Source organism: Asanoa siamensis, from assembly GCF_016862555.1.
Classification (GTDB): domain Bacteria; phylum Actinomycetota; class Actinomycetes; order Mycobacteriales; family Micromonosporaceae; genus Asanoa; species Asanoa siamensis.
Genome location: NZ_BONE01000030.1, coordinates 51,189 through 69,708, shown reverse-complemented (window position 1 = coordinate 69,708; position 18,520 = coordinate 51,189). Strand labels below are relative to the sequence as shown.

The window sequence follows — 18,520 nt, the reverse complement described above, 5'->3', positions numbered from 1 at the left end:
ACTGGCGGCCGAACGCCGTGCGGCCGGTTGGCCGTTTTCGAGCAGCGGCGCCTGAGTCGGCCTCCATCTCAACGAAGGAGGTCTCTCTACCCCGATGTCTCTTCAACAGCGGGGACCAGCAAACCACGTACCGAAAAACTCCGCATAGCCTACCCGACGAATTTCTCCGACATGTGATCTGCGGGCGCAGAGTTCGATACCGGAACGGCCACAGCCGGGCCACGGGCATTGACGTCCCGCCCCGCCAATGCGAGCGCGACGAGCGCTCCCAACCCGCACAACACGGCCGTAGCCAGGAAAATCTCTCGGTACTCCTGACGGAGCGCGGCCGCGACCGCCGCCTGGTAATCCGCGAGTCGCCGCGCCTGGGTCGCAGCGTCCACACCGAACCCGAGCGGGGGTACGAGGTCGCGGGTCAACTCCTGGAAACGGTGCAGTCCCCACGCGGTCAGGCCGGCGACACCGACGAGCATGCCCACCGTTCGGGCGACAACCGCGGCCGCGGAAGCGATTCCATGTTGCGCACTGGGCACGGCCCGGAGCACCGCGGCCGACAGCGGCGCGATCACCAGTCCGAGGCCGAGGCCGGCGAGCGCGAGGTCGGTGTCCATCCGGGGCAGCGGGCCCCAGCGTGCGGCGGCCAGGTCGGCCGGCCAGTTCGCGATCAGCAGGTAGGCGACCGCGGCGAGCGCGAGCCCGGCGGCGGTCACCACCCGCTCGCCGAGCCGCCGGGTGAGCAGCCCGCCGAGCACCGCCCCGACCGGGAGCGCGACCAGGAACCGGGTGAGCACCAGCGCACCGTCGAGCCCGTCGCGACCGAGCGCGGTCTGGGCGAGCAACTGCACGTCGACCAGCGTGACCATCAGGGCGGCACCGGCGAGCAGGTTGGCGACCAGCGCGGCCGAGAACGGGCGCAGCAGCGCGCCGGCCGGGTCGAGCAGCCGGGTGCGGGCCTTCGCCTCCCAGATCACGAACGCGACCACGGCCACGGCGGCGCCGGCCAGCGCCGGCCAGCCCCAGCTCGGCAGCACGCCCACGCTCGGGTCGGGGTTGTAGAGCGCGACCACCAGCAGCCCCAGCGCGACCGCCAGCAGCAGTCCCCCGACGACGTCGACGGGCTGCCGCTCCCGTCGGGCATCGGCGCGCCCGGGCAGGCCCCGGTGGACCGCCAGGGCGACCAGGGCGGCCAGGGGCAGGTTGATCCAGAAGACCCCGCGCCAGCCCGCCACGGCCGCGATGGCGGCGCCGTAGAGCGGCCCCAGCACGCTGCCCAGCTCCTGTGCGGCGCCGACCAGGCCGAGGGCGAGCGGGCGCTGGCGGACCACCAGGTCCGCGGCCAGCGCCATCGTCACCGGCAGCAGCGCCCCGCCCGCCAGGCCCTGCACGGCGCGGCCGATCGCGAGCGTGACCAGGCCGGGCGCGAGCGCGGCGACCAGCGAGCCGGCCGCGAAACCGGCCAGGCAGATCTGGATCACCAGGCGGCGCCCGTACCGGTCGGAGAGGCGGCCGAGCAGCGGCATGCCGGCGACGTAGCCGAGCAGGTAGCAGGTCACCACCGGCGTGATCCGCTCGAGCCGGTTCACCGGGACCTGCAGGTCTTTCATGATCTCGACGAGGATCGTCACGACGACGTACGCGTCGAGCGCCGCCAGCAGCACCGCCACCCCGCCCGCCGAGAGGGCGAGGCGGCCGCGGCTAGACGGCGGGGACGTCGACATCGACCGGCTTGTCGAAGTCGCTGAACCTGATCGTGACGGTGCCCTTGCCGTCGCCGGGCACCGTGAACCGCAACTGGCGGACCAGCGAGTCCGTGGCACCGATCCAGACCGTGCCGGTCACGTCGCCGGTGACACCGGGCACGAGCTTGGCCATTGCCGCCCCGTCGAACGTCGCGTCGACCAGGTAGTGCTCGGCCCCGTCGATCGTCTCCTTGCCCTTCGTGGTGCCCTTGGCGTCGGAGAGGACCGCACCGATGCCCCGGTCGGGGTCGAGGATCGCGGTCGGGTCGTAGAGCGCGGCCGCCTGGGCCAGCGGCACCTTCTGCCAGCCGGCGGTCAGGCCCTTGACGTAGAGCGTGTCGTCCTTGGCCACGAAGGTGAGCTCGATGGGCATGCCGACCTGCTCCAGCGTCGCGGTGCCCTCGGCGGTGCCGGTGTGGTCGATCGCGCCCTTGGCGGACTTGATCGGCAGCGCGCCGGTGTCCCCCTCGGTCGTGATGTCGAACGCGGCCGCGGTGATCGCGCGCATCTTGGCGGCCGCGGCCGGGAGCAGCGTCGAGGCCGCGGGCAGGTTGGGGTCACCCGCGGCGGCGCCGCTGTCGTCGTCACCGCAGGCGCTGACCGAGGCCAGGGCCGCCAACAGGACGGCAATGATGAATGTGCGGGGAGGGCGCATACGGGGATGCTACTCACCCCCGGGCGCCCCGCCGCGTTGGTCGTGCGGCCGAGAAGCCGTGCCGCTCTAGTCGTGCGGCCAATGGCCGGTGAACTTCCGGACCCCCGTCGCCCCCGCCCGGTCGATCGAGGCGCGGATCATCGCGACGATCGCACCCTGCAGCGCGGCCGCGAGCAGCACCTCGCCCCAGCCGCGGTCCTCGTCGATCGGATGCGGTGCCGCACTGCGCATGCTCATCGCCCAGATCCGCTGGAACACCATCCCGGACAGCGTGCCGGCCGCGAGGCCCAGCACGATGCCGATCGGCTTGTAGTTGGCTTTGCTGATCTGCCTGGTCACTTCGGTTCCCCCCGTAGAAACCTCGGACCGCCGCCGGGCCTACCGGCGGCGCTGAGCCACCAACGCCGCCGCCTTCAGCGGCGACGCCGACGCATCACCAACAGAATGACAGCAACCGCACTGGCCGCGACGCCGATCAGCGTTGCCACCGGCACCGGATTCGGGCGAAGCTGGCTCGCCGGCCGGCCGCCGTTGGTGTCCCGCATCCGCGAAGCGGCCGTGCTGGCCTTCGACTTGAACCGGTCGCGGGCCTGGCTGGCCGAGGTCTTCATCCGCGCCTTCACGTCGGCCTTCGCGGCGAGGAGCTGGACCGTCTCACCGAGCTCGGCACGCGTGCGCCGTATCTCGGCCCGCAGCACGGCCGGGTCGGACGACGTGGTGTTGCCGTTGCTGTGGCCGTTGCTCGCTGCCGTCATCGCCCCGCACCCCCTGCGACGTGCCCGTTCTTGTGGTGGCCGTTGCCGCGGAAGCCGTCCTTGACGGTCTGCACGTCGGCCTTGAGCCCTTCGGTGACGTCGGCGGGCACCGGCGGCACCGCGCGCTTCATCTGACCGCGCCCCACGAGGGCGAACAGGCCGGCCACGATCAGCAGGAACGCGCCGACGATCAGCGCCGACAGCCAGAGCGGCAGCGCGATGTCGATCGCGATCACGGCGGTGGCGATCAGCACGGCGATGCCGAAGTAGGCCAGGCCGGCGGCGCCGCCGAAGAGCCCCGCGCCGATGCCGGCGTGCTTGGCCTTCTGCGTCAGCTCGGCCTTGGCCAGCGCGAGCTCGTCGCGGACGAGCCGCGAGACCTGTTCGGTCGCGCGCTGCACCAGCTCCGACGTCGACGGGTCGGCATCGGCACGTGGTGGTGCGGCGGCGTTGCGGGCGTCGACCATCGGGCCCCCTCTCTCGAGGCTTTCGTATGCCCCGTGCCCGCTCCGGTCAATCCTCGTGTCCGGAGCGAGTCACAGGTGCGTGGCGGATACACCGCGGAACGGACATATCCGATGATCAGTCTGTCAGACCTTGCGGTACTTCGACTGCAGGAAGCAGAACAGCGCAAAAGCGGCAATTCCGACAGCGATCAGGGTCAGGAGAATAGCGCCGTACGCCTGGTCGCGCAGCGTTTCCAGCGCGGCGTCGAGGCCGCGGGCCTTGGCGGGGTCGTAGGTGGCCGCCGCGACGACGAACAGCACGCCGGCGATCCCGTACGCGACGCCCTTGGCGCTGTAGCCGGCAGCGCCGAGCCGGAGCGCGGTCTTGCGCGTCTGCGGCGACATCTCGCCGGTCTTGAGGTGCTTGGCGAACTTCTTCTTCACCCCGTAGACCACGAGCCCGATGCCGAGCCCGGCCAGGGCCAGCCCGGCGATGATCACGACCGCCCGGCCGCCGCCGCTGGCCAGCAGGTCCTGTGTCTTCTGCTGCTGGGTGTCGGCGGTGGACGACGGGGAGCCCTTGAATACCTTCCAGGCGGTCCAGGCGAAGTACGCGTACACGATGGTCCGGAACGCCGACGCGATCCGCTCGAAGACGCGGTGCTTGCCCCGCTCGTCGCGGTGGCCGATGATCGCCTCGGAGAGCTGCCAGATCGACATCGCGAGCAGGCCGACCGCGATCGCGATCACGAGGAACGTGCCCAGCGGCTGCTCGGCCAGCGTCATCAGAGCGCCGGACTGGTCGCCCTCGGCGGCCGGCTTGCCGAACGCGATCTGCAGGGCCAACCAGGCGAACAGCAGGTGGACGATCCCGTAGCCGATGAACCCGGCCCGGGTGAGGGCTTCGAGGCCCGAGCTGTTGGCGGCCCGGGTCGCCGTTGACTCGGCGCGACTGACTGCTGACATGGCGGTCAATGTGCCCCGCCATGCCAGCTTCTCAAACGTCCTAGCGGGAGATCTGGACCGAAACCTCACTGTCGGTGATGGACGACAGCGAGACCTGCAGGCCGCCGACGTCGACCGCCTGGCCACCGGTGGTCAGCTGGATCTGCTCACCGGCCACCTCCAGCGTGACGGTGTCGGCGTCGGCCTGCACGAACTTGGCGTCCACGCCCAGGATGCTGGCGTTGCCCTGGACACCCCGGTCGAAGGTGACGGTGCACTGGTCGAGGCCGCAGTTGGTGGACGCTCCTTCGGAGCTGCAGCCGGCGAGAAGGGCGCCGCCAAGGGCGAGCGCCGCGAGAAGGCTCACGGTCGTTCGTCGCGTATTCACCCGGCCAAGGGTACGGAGTGCCGTCCACCCGGGACTAATCCAGCAACCGCCCGGCGGCGGCCCGCAGGGCGGCGAGCTCACGGTCGGCCCAGCCCTCACCGATCGAGTCCGTGCCCCGGAAGGTGGGCTTGTCGACCAGGTGAAATCGCAGGTTGGCGAGCAGGTTGCGGACGGTGAGCCAGGGCAGGGCGGCGACGGCCGTGGCACCGAACGGGCGCACGTCGCGATAGCCGGCGAGGAACGCCGGCCACCACGGCGTCGTCGCGACGCCGGTCAGGTCGGCGGCGAGCCAGTCCCCGCCCGCGCGGTCCAGGTCGTAGAGGACGAGCCGGTCCCCGTCGCGGTGGACGTTGTCGAGCGAGACGTCGCCGTGGCAGATCCCGCGCTCGAGGCCCGCTGCCGCGATCCGCTCCGGAAGCGCCGCGGCGAGCAGGTCGAGCAGCTTCCGGTCGGCCGGGTCGACCGCGGCCCGAAGCGCGTCGAGCGGCGGCTCTCCGTGCGGGCCGCGACCGGGTGGCGGCGGGGCGTCCGCGGCGGCGGTGTGGAAGGTGGCGATCGTGCGGCCGAACGTACTGGCCGTGCGGTCGTCGAGGGCGGCGCCGGGCAGCGCGCCGGGTGCCCACTCCCAGAGCAGGTAGGCCCGCTCCCCTTCCGGTGCGTCGAGCGTCCCCACGGGTGCGCCGTGCGCCAGCGGCAGCGCCCGCGTCACCGGGACGCCGCGGTCGGCCAGGTGCGCCGCGAGGTCGGCCTCCCAGGCGACCTCGGTCACGCTCCGGCCGTGCCGGTAGAGCTTGAGCACGAGCGAGCCCTGCCCGGTTTCGACCCGGTAGACGTCGTTGACGAGGGTGCGCAGCAGCCGGGCCCCGGTCACCGGCCGGTCGTAGGCGTCCCGGACCAGCGCGGCGACGTCGGCCGGTGCGAGCAGGGACCGCAGTGGGCGGATCACGATGTAGAACTGTAGGCGTGGAAACAGTCGTCAACGACAACCCCGGCAGGAACCGCTTCGAGATCTCCGCCGACGGGGAGGTGGCCGGCTTCGCGGCCTACCGTCTTCGCGAAGGCGCCATCACCTTCACCCACACGGAGATCGACCCGCGGTTCGAGGGCAAGGGTCTCGGCAGCAAGCTGGCCCGCGCCGTGCTCGACGAGGCGCGCTCGCGGCAGCTGCGGGTCTACGCGCAGTGCCCGTTCGTCGCCGGCTACATCGACAAGCACCCGGAATACCAGGATCTGCTGGCCGGCGAATGACCACACGGGCCATCCGCGCCGCCCGCCTCTTCGACGGGACGCGCACCACCAAGAACCCCGTCGTGTACGTGTCGGACCGCACCGTCGTCCGCGTCACCCACGACGAGCCCGTCGCACCCGACGTCGACGTGCTCGACCTGGGCGCGGTCACCCTGCTGCCCGGCCTGGTCGACGCGCACACCCACCTGGTCTTCGACGCGAGCACCGACGCGGTCGGCCGCCTCCAGGCGGTCTCGGACGACGAGTTGCTGCGCGGCGCCCGCGTGGCGGCCACCCGGGCGTTGCAGACGGGCATCACGACGGTGCGCGACCTCGGCGACCGCGGCTACGTGGCCCGCCGGCTGCGCGCGGAGCTCGACGCGGCGCCGCACACCGGCCCGCACGTGCTCGCCGCTGGCCCGCCGCTGACCAGCCCGCGCGGCCACTGCTGGTGGCTCGGCGGCGAGGTCGAGGGCGTCGACGCCATCCGGGCCTCGATCGCCGCGCACGCGGCGCGGGGCGTCGACGTGGTCAAGGTGCTCGCCACGGGCGGCGAGATCACCCCGGGCACCCGGCCGTTCCTCATGCAGTTCACGCCCGCGGAGCTGGCGGTCGCGGCCGACGAGGCGCACCGCCACGGCCTGCCGGCGGCGGCCCACGCCCACAGCGCGGAGGCGGTCGCGGCCGCGGTGGACGCGGGCTTCGACACGATCGAGCACGCCTCGTTCCTGACGCCCGACGGCGCCGCCGCGGACGACGCGGTGATCGCGAAGGTGGCGGCGGCGGGCACGGTCGTCTCGGCCACGCTGGGCTATCTGCCGGGCCAGCCGGTCAACCCGCGGTCGGCGGCCCTGTCGGCCACGCTGACGGCGATCTTCACCCGCCAGCGCCGGGCCGGCGTCCGGATGATCGTGACCAGCGACGCCGGCATCGACCCGTCGAAACCGCACGACGTGCTCCCGTACGCCGCCGAGATGTTCCTGCTCTTCGGCGACGAACCGGAGACGGCCCTGCGCGCGGTGACCTCCGACGCGGCGGCGGCGATCGGCGTGGGAGCGACCAAGGGCCGGGTGGCGGCGGGCTACGACGCGGACCTGCTGGCGGTCACCGGCGACCCGACCACCGACATCACGGCGCTCCGCGAGGTCCAGGCTGTCTTCCGCGCCGGCGTGCGGGTGCGTTAGCTCTCCGGTTTGACGGCGCCGTAGAGGAGGACGTCGACCAGGTCCTCGATCGCCACCGTGCGGGGGCCGCTGGGGCCGCCGACGCGGGCCGGGAAGAGCAGCCCCAGGAACGCGTTGGTGAGCGTCTCGACCGGCAGCCGGAGGCGGTCCTTGTCGGGCTCGATGAGCTCGGCGACCGCCTCGAAGGTGGCGCTGACCGACCGCTCCCGGTCGCCCGTTTGGGGTGCCGGGCGGCGGTGTCCGGTGTGGCCGGTCGCGTGCAGGGCGCCGAGCACCGACCCGACGCGGGCGAAGTGCGCCTCCAGCGCGTCGGCCGCGTCGACCAGGCGGACGGCCAGCGGTTGGTCGAGCGAGACCGACCGCAGCTCCTGCAGCACGACGGTCGGATCGAGCGCGGCGGCCACGACCGCCTCCAGGACGGCCTGCTTGTCGTCGAAGACGCGGAAGATCGTCGCCTCGCCGATGCCCGCGGCTCGGGCGATCTGGGCGGTGGTCACGGCCGCGCCGTGCTCGCCGACCAGCGGCAACGCGGCCCGGACGACAGCCTCCCGACGCTGCTCGGGACTCATTCCCGGCGCGCGCCGCCGGATCTCGCTCTCGGTCATGCCCCCACCCTCGAACCTCGACACGTGTTCAGGTCAAGAACACTACCGGAGTGAGCACTCACTCCGCCAGAATCAGCCGACAACAGCCGACAACACGGCGACGGCCCAGCCACCAGGAACGAACCTGGGTGGCTGGGCCGTCGGATGCGGTCAGGTCGCGGGTGCCTCCGCTACGCCTGGCCGCCGGCGAGGACTTCGGCGGCCGCGAGGCCGCTGGAGCGGGTGGCCCCGTGGGTGGCGATGTGGGTCGTGCCGACGACGGCGGCCGGGACGCCCAGCTCGACGACCACCGCGTCCGGCCGGGCGACCAGGGACGCCCGCACCAGGGTGCCCATCCACGCGTGCCGGTGCAGGTCGCGGACCACCAGGACGAGCGGGCGGTTCGAGGCCGGCGCCAGCACCACGGACGGGTCGGTCGCGTCCGCCTCCGTCAGGCGGACCGCCGTCGTGCCCGGCAGCAGCGCCGCCAGCGGCGCCGCGACGCCCCACGGGGTGTCGGTGCCGACGGCGACGTTGGCCGGCGGCGACAGCTCGACCACGTGCGGCGGCGCCGTCAGCGGCAGCGACCGGCCCGCGCCGGTGACCTTCACGGCCCGCCGGGCGGCGGCCAGGCCGACGGGTGAGCCGGCGGCGCCGTACCACGGCCCCAGGTCTGCCGCCGCCCGCGCCGTCGCGGCCCAGGCGGCCAGGTGCTCCACCCGCTTCGCGGCCTCGATCAGGCGCTCCTCGGCGAGCCGGCCCGCGACCACGGCCTCGGCGATCGCCGCCCGCAGCCGCACCGCGACGTCCTCGTCGGCGTTCTCGCCGCCCACGCAGATCGCGTCGGCGCCGGCCGACAGGGCGGCCACCACGCCCTCCTCGAAGCCGAAGCGGGCCGCCACCGCGCGCATCTCCATGGCGTCGGTGATGACCGCGCCCTGGAAGCCGAGCTCGTCGCGGAGGAGGCCGGTCAGGACGGAGCGGCTCAGCGTGGCCGGCAGGGCCGGGTCGACGGCCGGGACCAGCAGGTGGCCGGTCATCACCGCCTGGACGCCCGCCGCGATCGCCGAGCGGAACGGCAGCAGCTCGATCGCGTCGAGGCCCGCCCGGTCGCGCGGGATGTGCGGCAGGTCGTGGTGCGAGTCGACGGCCGTGTCGCCGTGGCCCGGGAAGTGCTTGGCGCAGGCGGCGACGCCGGCCGACTGCAGGCCCGTGACCCACGCCCCCGTGTGGCGGGCGACGAGGGCGGGGTCGGCGCCGAAGCTGCGTACGCCGATGACCGGGTTGTCGGGGTTGTTGTTGACGTCGGCGTCGGGTGCGTAGTCGAGGTTGACGCCCACCGCGGCCAGCTCCCGGCCGAGATCGCGGGCGACCTCCTCGGTCAGCGCGACGTCGTCGACCGCGCCGAGCGCCAGGTTGCCGGGACGCGAGCTGCCGGCGCGCGACTCGAACCGGGTGACGTCACCGGCCTCCTCGTCGATGGCGACCAGCACGTCGGCCCGCTCGGCGCGCAGGGCCGCGGTCAGCTCCGCGATCTGCGCGGGGGTCTGGACGTTGCGGGCGAACAGCACGACGCCGCCCAACCCCTCCCCCAGCCACCGGCGCACCCAGTCGGGCGGCGCGGTGCCCACGAACCCGGGCTGCAGAACGGTCGCGGCCAGCCGCAGCAGTTCGCCGCCAGGCTCGGTCATGTGTGTATCCCCCCGCTAGGACAAGGCTTCGGTCCCCGAAATGGTCACACCAGCCACGGAAATAGTCAACAAACTTTCCAATTATGAACGGCGCTACGCTGCCGGCATGGCGGCGGCGGAGAACGTGAGTTGGTACGACGTACCCGGTGTCCAGATCTTCGGTGCGATCCTCGGCACCCTCGTCCTGGTGTACGCGATCCGGCGCATCTTCAAATGACCCAGGCATGAGCGGCCCCGGCGCGGGTACGCACGCCGCATGCGTATCGGATACTTCCTGTCCTCGGAGGAGTACACCCCCGCCGAGCTGCTCGCCCAGGCCAAGCAGGCCCAGCAGGCCGGGTTCGAGGCACTGTGGATCGGACCACTACCACCCCTGGGTCGACGCCCAGGGCCAGAGCCCGTTCGTCTGGTCGACGATCGGCGCGCTGAGCCAGGTCTGCACGCTGCCCGTCACCACCGCCGTGACCTGCCCGACGACCCGGATCCACCCGGCCGTGCTCGCCCAGGCCGCGGCGACCAGCGCCGTCCTGCACGAGGGCCGGTTCGTCCTCGGCGTGGGCAGCGGCGAGGCCCTCAACGAGCAGATCCTCGGCGACGACTGGCCCGAGGCCGACGTCCGCCTGGAGATGCTCGAGGAGGCGGTCGCGGTGATGCGGGAACTGTGGCAGGGCGGCGTGGTCTCGCACCGCGGCCCGCACTTCACGGTCCGCAACGCCCGGCTCTACACCCTCCCCGACACGCCGCCGCCCGTCTACGTCAGCGCGTTCGGCCCCAAGGCCGTCGATCTGGCCGGCCGGATCGGCGACGGCTACGTCTGCACGATGCCCGACGCGGACCTCGTCAAGGGTTTCCGGGAGAGCGGCGGCGGCGACAAGCCGGCCCAGGGCGGGTTCAAGGCGGCGTTCGCGGGCACGGCCGACGAGGGCGCCGACATCGCGTTCGAGAAGTGGCCCAACGCCGCCGTGCCGGGCGAGCTCTCCCAGATCCTGCCCACGCCGAAGCACTTCGAGCAGGCCTCGCAGCTCGCCACGAAGGAGAAGGTCGCCGAGGCGTTCGTCTGCGGCAACGACCCCGAGGCGCACCTCGAGATGATCGACCGGTACGCGCAGGCGGGCTTCGACGAGGTCTACGTGGCCAACACCGGCCCGCACTACGAAGGGCTCTTCGACCTGTACGCGTCGGCGGTGCTGCCGAAGCTGCGCCGGTGAGTTTCGGGCGCGGGCGCCCCGGGTAACGCGGCTCGGCGATGAAGTCGACGATCACTTCCCTGCGGCTGCGCCGGGTCGCCCGCAGCCTCTTCGGTTGGAAGACCCTGCGACCCGGCCAGCTCGACGCCATGCGCGCGATCCTGCGCGGTCACGACGTGCTCGCGGTCATGCCCACCGGCGCCGGCAAGTCGGCCCTCTACCAGGTGCCGGCGACGCAGCTGCCGGGCCCGACCGTGGTCGTCTCCCCGCTGCTGGCGTTGCAGCAGGACCAGATCGGCGGCCTCGCCCGGCGCGGCGCGGCCAGCCTGCACGCGGTGCGGATCTCCTCGGCCGAGACGCCGAAGCAGCGGGAGGCCGCGCTCGAGGCGCTGCGCGACGGGCGGGCCGAGTTCCTGTTCATCACGCCGGAGCAGCTCGCCGACCCGAAGCGGCTCGAGGCGGTCAAGGCGCTGCGGCCGTCGCTGGTCGCGATCGACGAGGCGCACTGCATCTCGGCCTGGGGCCACGACTTCCGGCCGGACTACCTCGCGCTCGGGCACGTGATCCGGGCCCTCGGCCGGCCGCCCGTTATCGCGCTGACCGCGACCGCCTCGCCGCCCGTACGCGACGACATCGTCGAACGGCTCGGGCTGGAGCGGCCCAAGGTGATGGTGACCGGGCTGGACCGGCCGAACCTGTTCCTGGAGGCCAACAACTGCGCGACCGAGGACTACCGCTGGCGCCGGCTGCAGGCCCTGCTGGCGGAGGGCGAGACGCCGGGCATCGTCTACGTGCCGACCCGGCGCGGCGCCGAGGAGCTGGCCGCGCGGCTGCGGGACGCCGGGTACGAGGCCGCGCACTACCACGGCGGCATGGCGGCGGGCGCCCGCGAGACGCTGCACGAGGAGTTCCTGGCCGACAAGGTGCCGATCATGGTCGCCACGTCCGCGTTCGGCATGGGCATCGACAAGCCCAACATCCGCTGGGTGGCGCACGTCGCCCTGCCAGACTCGCCGGACAGCTACCTCCAGGAGATCGGCCGCGCCGGCCGGGACGGCCTGCCCGCCCGTACGCTGCTGCTCTGGCGGGCCGAGGACGAAGGACTCCAGCGGTATTTCACCGGCGCTCTCCCGTCCGTGGACGAGCTGCGCGATCTCGCCGCCGTGCTGCGCGCCGACGGGCCGCTGACCAAGGCGACACTGCGCGAGCGCACCGGCCTGGGCGCCCGCAAGCTGGGCCAGCTCGTCGCCCTGCTCGAGCAGGTGGGCGGCGCCGTCACCCGATCGGGCGGCAAGGTCGCGAGCCCGCGGTACGCGCCACCGGCGGCGGAGGTCGCGGCGCTCGCCGTGGCGGAGGCCGAGCGGCAGCAGAGCCTGCAGAAATCCCGGACCGACATGATGCGCGGGTACGCGGAGGCGCGCGGCTGTCGCGGCCAGGCGCTGCTCGCCTACTTCGGGGAGAAGCTCACGCACGCCTGCGGCCACTGCGACAACTGCGTGGCCGGGCGGGGCGTGCCCGACGACGGCGCCGTGGGCCCGTTCCCGGTGCACACCACGGTGCGGCACGCGGAATGGGGCTCCGGGATGGTGATGGGCTACGAGGAGGACCGGATGACGGTGCTCTTCGACGAGGTGGGGTACAAGACCCTGTCGGTGCCCGTGGTCTCGGAGCAGGGCCTGCTCGTCGCCGACCCGAGTTGACTACGCTGTCGTTTGGTTTCCGACTGGAAGGTGCGCCATCGTGACTGACACTCCCGTCTTCACCGAGTTCGGTTTCTCCGACTCCGAGTGGGGTCTGCTCGTCGGCCTGCCACAGTCGGTGCTGACCGCCGCCAGCGCGGCCGAGCACGACGGCAAGCGCCGCACGCTGGCCGAGAACGCGGCGGGCCTGGAGGCGATCGCGGAGGGCCGCGAGTCGGCGAGCCCGCTCGTCACGGCCGTGGCCGCCGAGCTGGTCACCCGCGTCGGCGACCCGGAGACGGGCGAGGAGCTGCCGGCCATCGAGCCGCCGGACCCGGCCGCGTACGCGCAGGACGTGCTCGCCCGCGCCCGCGCCGCGGCGGAGCTGCTGACGGCGAAGACGTCCGAGGGTGAGGCCGGCGCCTACAAGCACTGGCTGGTGACGATCGCGGAGCAGGTCGTCACGGCGGCCCCGTCCGGCGGCATCCTCGGCGTCGGCGGCGACGTCGTCACCGACACCGAGCGGGTCTTCCGCGACCGGCTCGCCGCGGTGCTCAACGACTGAGGTGCTCGCCTACGAGGTGGTCGGGCCGGCCTCCGCGCCGGTCCTCGTGCTGGGCAGCTCGCTCGGCACCACGCGGGCGATGTGGGCGCCCCAGATGGCCGCGCTGCGCGCCGGGTTCCGGATCGTCGCGTTCGACCATCGTGGACACGGCGGGTCGCCCGTGCCGCCCGGCCCTTACTCCATCGAGGACCTGGGCCGGGACGTGCTCGCGCTGCTCGACCACCTCGGGCTGGAGCGCGTGCACTACGCGGGCCTGTCGCTGGGCGGCATGGTCGGGATGTGGCTGGCCGCCCACGCACCGGCGCGGATCGACCGCTTGGCGCTGCTGTGCACGGCGGCCCACCTGCCGCCGGCGTCCGGCTGGCACCAGCGGGCGGCGACTGTCCGCGCGGAGGGCATGGGTGTGCTCGCCGACGCCTCGCTGGCCCGCTGGTTCACCCCCGCCTTCCCGCCCGACGAGGCCGCCGCGTTCGCGAAGACGTTGGTGGCGCTCGACCCCGGCGGCTACGCCTCCTGCTGCGAGGCGATCGCGGGCATGGACCTGCGGCCGGTGCTCGACCGCATCACCGCACCGACCCTCGTCGTCGCGGGCGACGCCGACCCGGCCACACCACCGGCCCAGGCACAGGCCATTGTGGACGGCATCGGCCCCGGCGCGACGCTCGTCGTGCTCCCGGACGCCGCCCACCTCGCCAGCGTCGAGCGGGCGGAGCAGGTCACCGACCTGCTCCGCCGCCACCTCACACCCGGGTGAGACGGATCGCGTCGGCTATCACGTAGCCCGTGCCGCTGGTCCAGCGGCTGACGCCCACCTTGTTGCCCGCGCCGGCCGGGAGCGTGAAGACGCCCAGGGACACCCACTGGCCGCCGCCGGCGCGCTGGTTGACGGTCACCGACTGGTTGCCGGTCGTCGTCGCGACGATGTAGGGCGCCGCGGTGTTGTAGCCCGCGTCCGCCGGGTACCAGACGTCGACCGCGTAGGTGTCGGTCGCGGGCGTGGTCGTCGAATACCAGGCCACGTCGCTCGACGACACCGGGTTGGCGAACCGGTAGTCGGCCCCGAACCGCTGGGCGGAGAACGCCGACGTGCCCCAGTTGGCGCTGGCCGTGAAGCCGGGCCCGGAGTTGTCGAGCGTGACGCTCCACTCCTCCCCCGGCGGCGGCCCGGTCGCGTTGCTCACGTCCAGGTAGTTGCGGTCGATCCGGATCGTCACGCCGCCCCAGGTCTCGGTCACCTCACCGGCGTACTGGTGCAGCCGCTGGTGGTTGGCGTAGTAGTCGTCGGGGCAGTAGCTGCCCGCGTCGGTGTCGGCGACGCCGTTCCACCACGCGATCCAGATCTGGTCGAGCCGGGTGTACGCCGGGTCGTGGTAGGCGTCACAGACGTCGCGGATGCCGGACGACCCGCTGGAGTACATGCCCGCCAGGTAGCCCCGCGCGTGCAGCCGCTGCGTCCAGCCCGACAGGAACGAGAGCACCGCCGCCTTGCAGGACGCGTTCGACGGGTAGTGCTCCATGTCGTTGTAGATCGTGCTGCCGGCGCCGATCCCCAACGCCTGCGCGGCGCTCACCGCGGAGTCCGCGGCCGAGCCGCCCTGGGTGCGCGCGGTGGCCGGGTTGGCGGACATCTTGGGCGTACGCGTGCCGCACGGCGCCTGGTAGCCCAGCTCGATCGGGATCAGCCGCCACCCGTTGGCCACCTGGTTGGCGACCCAGGTCGCGGTCAGGTTCGGTTGGGCGCACGACCGGCTGGCACCGCTGATGTAGATGCCCACGGCCCGGTACGGCGAGTTGGCCCGCCACGCGTTCATCGCCGACTGCGACGGCGCCGTGCAGGTGTCGAACCCGCGCCCGACGAACGTGCCGGGCTGCGGCGCCACGGCCGCCACCGCCGGGGCGGGGCCCGGCACCACCGACCAGGCCGCGACCGCGACCACGAGCGCCGCCAGCCGCGCGACGGTTCTGCGCATCAGCCCACCCCCTACGAAGAAAATCTCCCAATGCATCGACGTACGTGAAGGTTTCTATCACGAATCGATGGATGACGGTATATCTCTTCGCGCCCTGCGGGCATCCGCGCCGTGAACAGCGGCTTTCGTGTGATCCAACCGTCCGTCGGTCATGTTGACCATGGCTGGGAGGCGTGGTGGACTACGCCCGACGGTCCTTGTTGCCAACACTATGCAATAGCCGGACCGGCGCAATATGCTACCGGCGACCTCGCCGCCACGGCGCGTCACGATCGACGCCCGGCGGCTCGATCGCCTCGGGGAGGGGTCCATGAACGGTGTGGCGATGCACATCGCCAACGGCATCGTCAACGCCCAGGTGTCGGCGGTCTTCGCCGCCATCGCGGCGGCGGCGCTGGCGATCTGCGTATGGCGCGGACGCGCCGACCTCGACGACCGGTTGGCCCCGATGGCCGGCCTGGTCGCGGCATTCATCTTCGCGGTACAGATGCTCAACTTCCAGGTGCTCCCGGGCGTCTCCGGTCACCTGCTCGGCGGCACGCTCGCGGTGGTGCTGGTCGGCCCCTGGGTCGGCGCGCTCTGCGTCTCGACCGTGCTGATCATCCAGTGCCTGCTCTTCGCCGACGGCGGCCTGACCGCGCTCGGCCTCAACATCACCAACATGGCGGTGATCGGCACGGCGGCCGGCTACCTGCTGGTCGCTGGCCTGCTGCGGCTGCTGCCGAAGACGCCGCGCGGCGTCGCGGTCACCGCGTTCGTGGCCTCGATCGTCAGCGTGGTCGTCGCGTCGCAGGCGTTCGTCATCGAGTACGCGCTGGGCGGCACCACGGAGCTCTCGCTCGGCACGATCGCCGCCTCGATGGCCGGCGCGCACGTCCTGATCGGCATCGGCGAGGGTCTGATCGCGGCGGTCACCGTCGCGACCGTCGCCCGGGTCCGGCCCGACCTGGTCTACGCGCTGCGCCGGTTCCGCACCACCCGCCCGGCCGTCGCCACCCAGAAGACCGTTGGAGCGCAGGCATGAGGAAGCGACTCGGTTGGTTCGTCGCCGGCGGCCTGCTGGTCGCCGCGCTGCTCGCGGGTGTGGTCTCCAGCTTCGCCTCGTCGAGCCCCGACGGCCTCGACGCCGCCGCCCGCGAGGGCTGCACGTTCGACGCCGACGACAACATCACCGGTGGCACCTGCATGGCCCAGCAGGAGCAGGACCACCAGATGAAGGACAGCCCGCTGGCCGACTACGGCATCAAGGGCATCGACAACGAATACCTCTCGACGGGACTGTCCGGCATCCTGGGCGTCGCGGTCACGTTCGCGATCGGCGGTGGCGTGTTCTGGCTGGTCCGCCGTCGCGGCAACCATGACGAGCACGAGAACGACGGAGACCGCGCGGCCTCCGGAGCGACGAGCGCCTGATGGGCGCGGGCCACGCGCACCCGCTGCACCTCGACCACGACAGCCGGGTCCACCGGCTGCCGGCCGAGGTGAAGATCGTCGCGACCCTGCTGTTCACGATCGTGGTGGTGGTCACCCCCCGCGAGAAGTTCCTGGCCTTCGCCGGCTACCTGGTGCTTCTCGTGGGGGTGCTGGTCCTCGCCAAGGTGCCGCCGCTCTGGCTGGCCAAGCGGGCCACGATCGAGCTCCCGTTCGTGCTGCTGGCCATCGCCCTGCCGTTCGCGGGGCACGGCGAGCGCACCGAGTGGCTCGGCATGTCGCTGTCGATCGACGGCCTGCACGGCGCCTGGAACATCTTGGCCAAGGGCACGCTGGGCGTGCTCGCCTCGCTGCTGCTGGCGGCCACGACCACGGCCCGCGACCTGCTGCTGGGCCTCGACCGGCTACGCTGCCCGCAGGTCTTCACCCAGATCGCGACTTTCATGCTCCGATACCTCGACATCCTCGCCGACGACGCCCGCCGCATGCGCGTGGCGCGGCTCTCCCGTGGCTACGACCCGCGCTTCCTGTGGCAGGTCAAGGCGTTCGCGGTCGGGGTCGGCGCGCTGTTCATCCGGTCCTACGAGCGCGGCGAGCGCGTCTACCTGGCCATGGTGGCCCGCGGCTACAACGGCCGGCTCCCCCGGCCCGAAGGCCCCGGCGCGACCACATTTGACTGGGCACGTTCGGCCGCTCTGCCGCTCGCCGCCGCCGCCATCGCTCTCGTGGCGGTGCTCGCATGACCGCCTCGCTGACCATCGCCGGCCTGCACTTCGCCTATCCCGACGGGCGCGAGGTGCTGCACGGCGTCGACCTGACCGTCGGCGACGGCGAGCGGGTCGCGCTGCTCGGGCCCAACGGCGCCGGCAAGACCACGCTGGTGCTGCACCTCAACGGGATCCTGCACGCGGGCTCCGGGTCGGGCGCCGGCACCGTCGACGTGGCGGGGCTCACGGTCGACCCGGGCGACCGGGCGCGGCTCGCGGAGATCCGGCGCCGCGTCGGCATCGTCTTCCAGGACCCGGACGACCAGCTCTTCATGCCGACCGTGGCCGAGGACGTCGCGTTCGGCCCGGCCAACCTGGGCCTGCGCGGCGCGGAGCTGCGGGAGCGGGTCGACGAGGCGCTGGCCGCGGTCGACATGGCCGCACACCGCGACCAGGTGCCGCACCACCTCTCGTTCGGCCAGCGCCGCCGGGTCGCGGTGGCCACCGTGCTGGCGATGCGGCCGGAGATCCTGGTGCTCGACGAACCGTCGTCCAACCTGGACCCGGCGAGCCGGCGGGAGCTGGCCGAGATCCTGCGGACGTTGCCGGTCACCGTGCTGATGGTCACGCACGACCTGCCGTACGCGCTGGAGCTCTGCCCCCGCGCGGTGATCCTCGACGGCGGCCGGATCGCCGCCGACGGCAAGACGGTCGACCTGCTCTCGGATCCCGAGCTGATGCGCGGCCACCGGCTGGAGCTGCCGTTCGGCTTCGACCCGGCGTTCGCGGCCGCCCAGCTCCGCTCCACATAGGAAAGGGCCCGCGCGTTCCCGCGCGGGCCCGTCCTGATCTCTCGTTACGGCGTCGGCCGGTCCACCTCGCCGCGCCAGCCACCTGTCTCGGCGCCGCGGCTCTCGATGAACTCCTTGAACCGCTTGAGGTCACCCTCGACCCGGCGGTCGACCACGTGCAGCTTCTCGCCGGCCTTCTCGATCATGCCGTCCGGCTCGAACTCCATCTGCGCGGTCACCCGCGTGTGATCGGCGTCGAGCCGGTGGAACGTCACCACGCCGGACTGCTTCGTGCCGCCCACGGAGGTCCAGGCGACCCGCTCGTCCGGGAGCTGTTCGGTGATCCGGGCGTCGAACTCCCGCTTCACACCGGCGATCTCGGTCTTCCAGTGCGTCGTGGTGTCGTCGAGCTGGCGGATCTCCTGGACCCCCTCCATGAAGCGGGGGAACTCCTCGAACTGGGTCCACTGGTTGTAGGCGGTGCGCACCGGCACCGCGACGTCGACGGACTTGGTCACGCCACCCATGTGGCTTGATACCTCCTCAGTCAGCTGGTGCCCGCACCTGGGCGGACAG

At 72.7% G+C, this 18,520-nt stretch carries 22 protein-coding genes; 10 read left to right on the top strand and 12 right to left on the bottom strand.

The window, feature by feature from the left end; all coding sequences use genetic code 11:
- Nucleotides 1-149: 149 nt before the first annotated feature.
- The 8 genes from Asi02nite_RS19525 to Asi02nite_RS19490 form a co-directional block, all read right to left on the bottom strand.
- Nucleotides 150-1,718, bottom strand: a complete 1,569-nt coding sequence (locus tag Asi02nite_RS19525) for an MFS transporter (protein WP_203714918.1) — start codon at nt 1,716-1,718, stop codon at nt 150-152.
- On the bottom strand, nt 1,696-2,394 hold the full coding sequence (locus Asi02nite_RS19520; protein WP_203714916.1) for an LppX_LprAFG lipoprotein: 699 nt from the start codon (nt 2,392-2,394) through the stop codon (nt 1,696-1,698). The genes Asi02nite_RS19525 and Asi02nite_RS19520 overlap by 23 nt, the downstream gene beginning before the upstream one ends.
- A gap of 66 nt (nt 2,395-2,460) precedes the next feature.
- Entirely contained in the window at nt 2,461-2,733 is a 273-nt protein-coding gene (locus Asi02nite_RS19515; protein ID WP_203714910.1) for a DUF4235 domain-containing protein, read from the bottom strand.
- 74 nt (nt 2,734-2,807) lie between these two features.
- A complete protein-coding gene (locus tag Asi02nite_RS19510; RefSeq protein ID WP_203714908.1) occupies nt 2,808-3,149 on the bottom strand; it encodes a DUF3618 domain-containing protein in 342 nt (113 codons plus the stop codon).
- Nucleotides 3,146-3,616: a phage holin family protein gene (locus tag Asi02nite_RS19505; protein WP_203714906.1), complete on the bottom strand. Its 471-nt coding sequence runs from the start codon at nt 3,614-3,616 to the stop codon at nt 3,146-3,148. Before Asi02nite_RS19505 ends, Asi02nite_RS19510 begins: the two co-directional genes overlap by 4 nt.
- Before the next feature lie 123 nt (nt 3,617-3,739).
- Nucleotides 3,740-4,561, bottom strand: a complete 822-nt coding sequence (locus Asi02nite_RS19500; protein WP_203714904.1) for a DUF1206 domain-containing protein — start codon at nt 4,559-4,561, stop codon at nt 3,740-3,742.
- A gap of 40 nt (nt 4,562-4,601) precedes the next feature.
- The gene (locus Asi02nite_RS19495) at nt 4,602-4,928 is read right to left on the bottom strand and encodes a hypothetical protein (RefSeq protein ID WP_203714902.1); all 327 of its coding nucleotides are present in this window, start codon (nt 4,926-4,928) and stop codon (nt 4,602-4,604) included.
- A gap of 34 nt (nt 4,929-4,962) precedes the next feature.
- Nucleotides 4,963-5,874, bottom strand: a complete 912-nt coding sequence (locus Asi02nite_RS19490) for a phosphotransferase enzyme family protein (protein ID WP_203714901.1) — start codon at nt 5,872-5,874, stop codon at nt 4,963-4,965.
- Between the two features lie 17 nt (nt 5,875-5,891).
- Between Asi02nite_RS19490 and Asi02nite_RS19485 the strand changes: the two genes are divergently transcribed.
- Together Asi02nite_RS19485 and Asi02nite_RS19480 are read left to right on the top strand one after the other, a co-directional pair.
- Nucleotides 5,892-6,176, top strand: a complete 285-nt coding sequence (locus Asi02nite_RS19485; protein WP_203714899.1) for a GNAT family N-acetyltransferase — start codon at nt 5,892-5,894, stop codon at nt 6,174-6,176.
- Nucleotides 6,173-7,339, top strand: coding sequence for an amidohydrolase family protein (locus Asi02nite_RS19480; protein ID WP_203714897.1), 1,167 nt, complete (start codon nt 6,173-6,175; stop codon nt 7,337-7,339). Before Asi02nite_RS19485 ends, Asi02nite_RS19480 begins: the two co-directional genes overlap by 4 nt.
- Here Asi02nite_RS19480 and Asi02nite_RS19475 read toward each other — a convergent pair.
- Nucleotides 7,336-7,944, bottom strand: a complete 609-nt coding sequence (locus Asi02nite_RS19475) for a TetR/AcrR family transcriptional regulator (RefSeq protein WP_203714889.1) — start codon at nt 7,942-7,944, stop codon at nt 7,336-7,338. The two genes, Asi02nite_RS19480 and Asi02nite_RS19475, sit on opposite strands and share 4 nt — an antisense overlap.
- 170 nt (nt 7,945-8,114) lie before the next feature.
- Nucleotides 8,115-9,614, bottom strand: coding sequence for a glycoside hydrolase family 3 protein (locus tag Asi02nite_RS19470; RefSeq protein ID WP_203714887.1), 1,500 nt, complete (start codon nt 9,612-9,614; stop codon nt 8,115-8,117).
- A gap of 224 nt (nt 9,615-9,838) precedes the next feature.
- Between Asi02nite_RS19470 and Asi02nite_RS19465 the strand changes: the two genes are divergently transcribed.
- From Asi02nite_RS19465 to pcaD, 4 genes are read left to right on the top strand one after another with little or no spacing between them, the layout of a single operon-like run.
- The gene (locus tag Asi02nite_RS19465) at nt 9,839-10,822 is read left to right on the top strand and encodes a TIGR03557 family F420-dependent LLM class oxidoreductase (protein ID WP_239126825.1); all 984 of its coding nucleotides are present in this window, start codon (nt 9,839-9,841) and stop codon (nt 10,820-10,822) included.
- Nucleotides 10,823-10,860: 38 nt separating this feature from the next.
- On the top strand, nt 10,861-12,501 hold the full coding sequence (locus tag Asi02nite_RS19460) for a RecQ family ATP-dependent DNA helicase (RefSeq protein ID WP_203714885.1): 1,641 nt from the start codon (nt 10,861-10,863) through the stop codon (nt 12,499-12,501).
- Between the two features lie 40 nt (nt 12,502-12,541).
- Nucleotides 12,542-13,045, top strand: a complete 504-nt coding sequence (locus Asi02nite_RS19455; RefSeq protein ID WP_203714883.1) for a hypothetical protein — start codon at nt 12,542-12,544, stop codon at nt 13,043-13,045.
- Between the two features lies 1 nt (nt 13,046).
- Entirely contained in the window at nt 13,047-13,799 is a 753-nt protein-coding gene (pcaD, locus tag Asi02nite_RS19450; RefSeq protein WP_203714881.1) for a 3-oxoadipate enol-lactonase, read from the top strand.
- On the opposite strand, the gene Asi02nite_RS19445 is transcribed toward pcaD, so the two are convergent.
- Nucleotides 13,786-15,015, bottom strand: a complete 1,230-nt coding sequence (locus tag Asi02nite_RS19445) for a glycoside hydrolase domain-containing protein (protein WP_203714879.1) — start codon at nt 15,013-15,015, stop codon at nt 13,786-13,788. The two genes, pcaD and Asi02nite_RS19445, sit on opposite strands and share 14 nt — an antisense overlap.
- Before the next feature lie 310 nt (nt 15,016-15,325).
- On the opposite strand from Asi02nite_RS19445, the gene Asi02nite_RS19440 reads away from it, so the two are divergent.
- From Asi02nite_RS19440 to Asi02nite_RS19425, 4 genes are read left to right on the top strand one after another with little or no spacing between them, the layout of a single operon-like run.
- Nucleotides 15,326-16,039 carry an energy-coupling factor ABC transporter permease gene (locus Asi02nite_RS19440; protein ID WP_203714877.1) on the top strand — a complete coding sequence of 238 codons (714 nt, stop codon included), beginning with the start codon at nt 15,326-15,328 and terminating at the stop codon, nt 16,037-16,039.
- On the top strand, nt 16,036-16,428 hold the full coding sequence (locus Asi02nite_RS19435; RefSeq protein ID WP_203714875.1) for a PDGLE domain-containing protein: 393 nt from the start codon (nt 16,036-16,038) through the stop codon (nt 16,426-16,428). Before Asi02nite_RS19440 ends, Asi02nite_RS19435 begins: the two co-directional genes overlap by 4 nt.
- Nucleotides 16,428-17,189, top strand: coding sequence for a cobalt ECF transporter T component CbiQ (gene cbiQ / locus Asi02nite_RS19430; protein WP_203714873.1), 762 nt, complete (start codon nt 16,428-16,430; stop codon nt 17,187-17,189). Before Asi02nite_RS19435 ends, cbiQ begins: the two co-directional genes overlap by 1 nt.
- Entirely contained in the window at nt 17,186-17,965 is a 780-nt protein-coding gene (locus Asi02nite_RS19425) for an energy-coupling factor ABC transporter ATP-binding protein (protein ID WP_203714870.1), read from the top strand. Before cbiQ ends, Asi02nite_RS19425 begins: the two co-directional genes overlap by 4 nt.
- A gap of 44 nt (nt 17,966-18,009) precedes the next feature.
- Here Asi02nite_RS19425 and Asi02nite_RS19420 read toward each other — a convergent pair whose 3' ends face one another.
- Nucleotides 18,010-18,471, bottom strand: coding sequence for an SRPBCC family protein (locus Asi02nite_RS19420; RefSeq protein WP_203714869.1), 462 nt, complete (start codon nt 18,469-18,471; stop codon nt 18,010-18,012).
- Nucleotides 18,472-18,520: the final 49 nt, after the last annotated feature.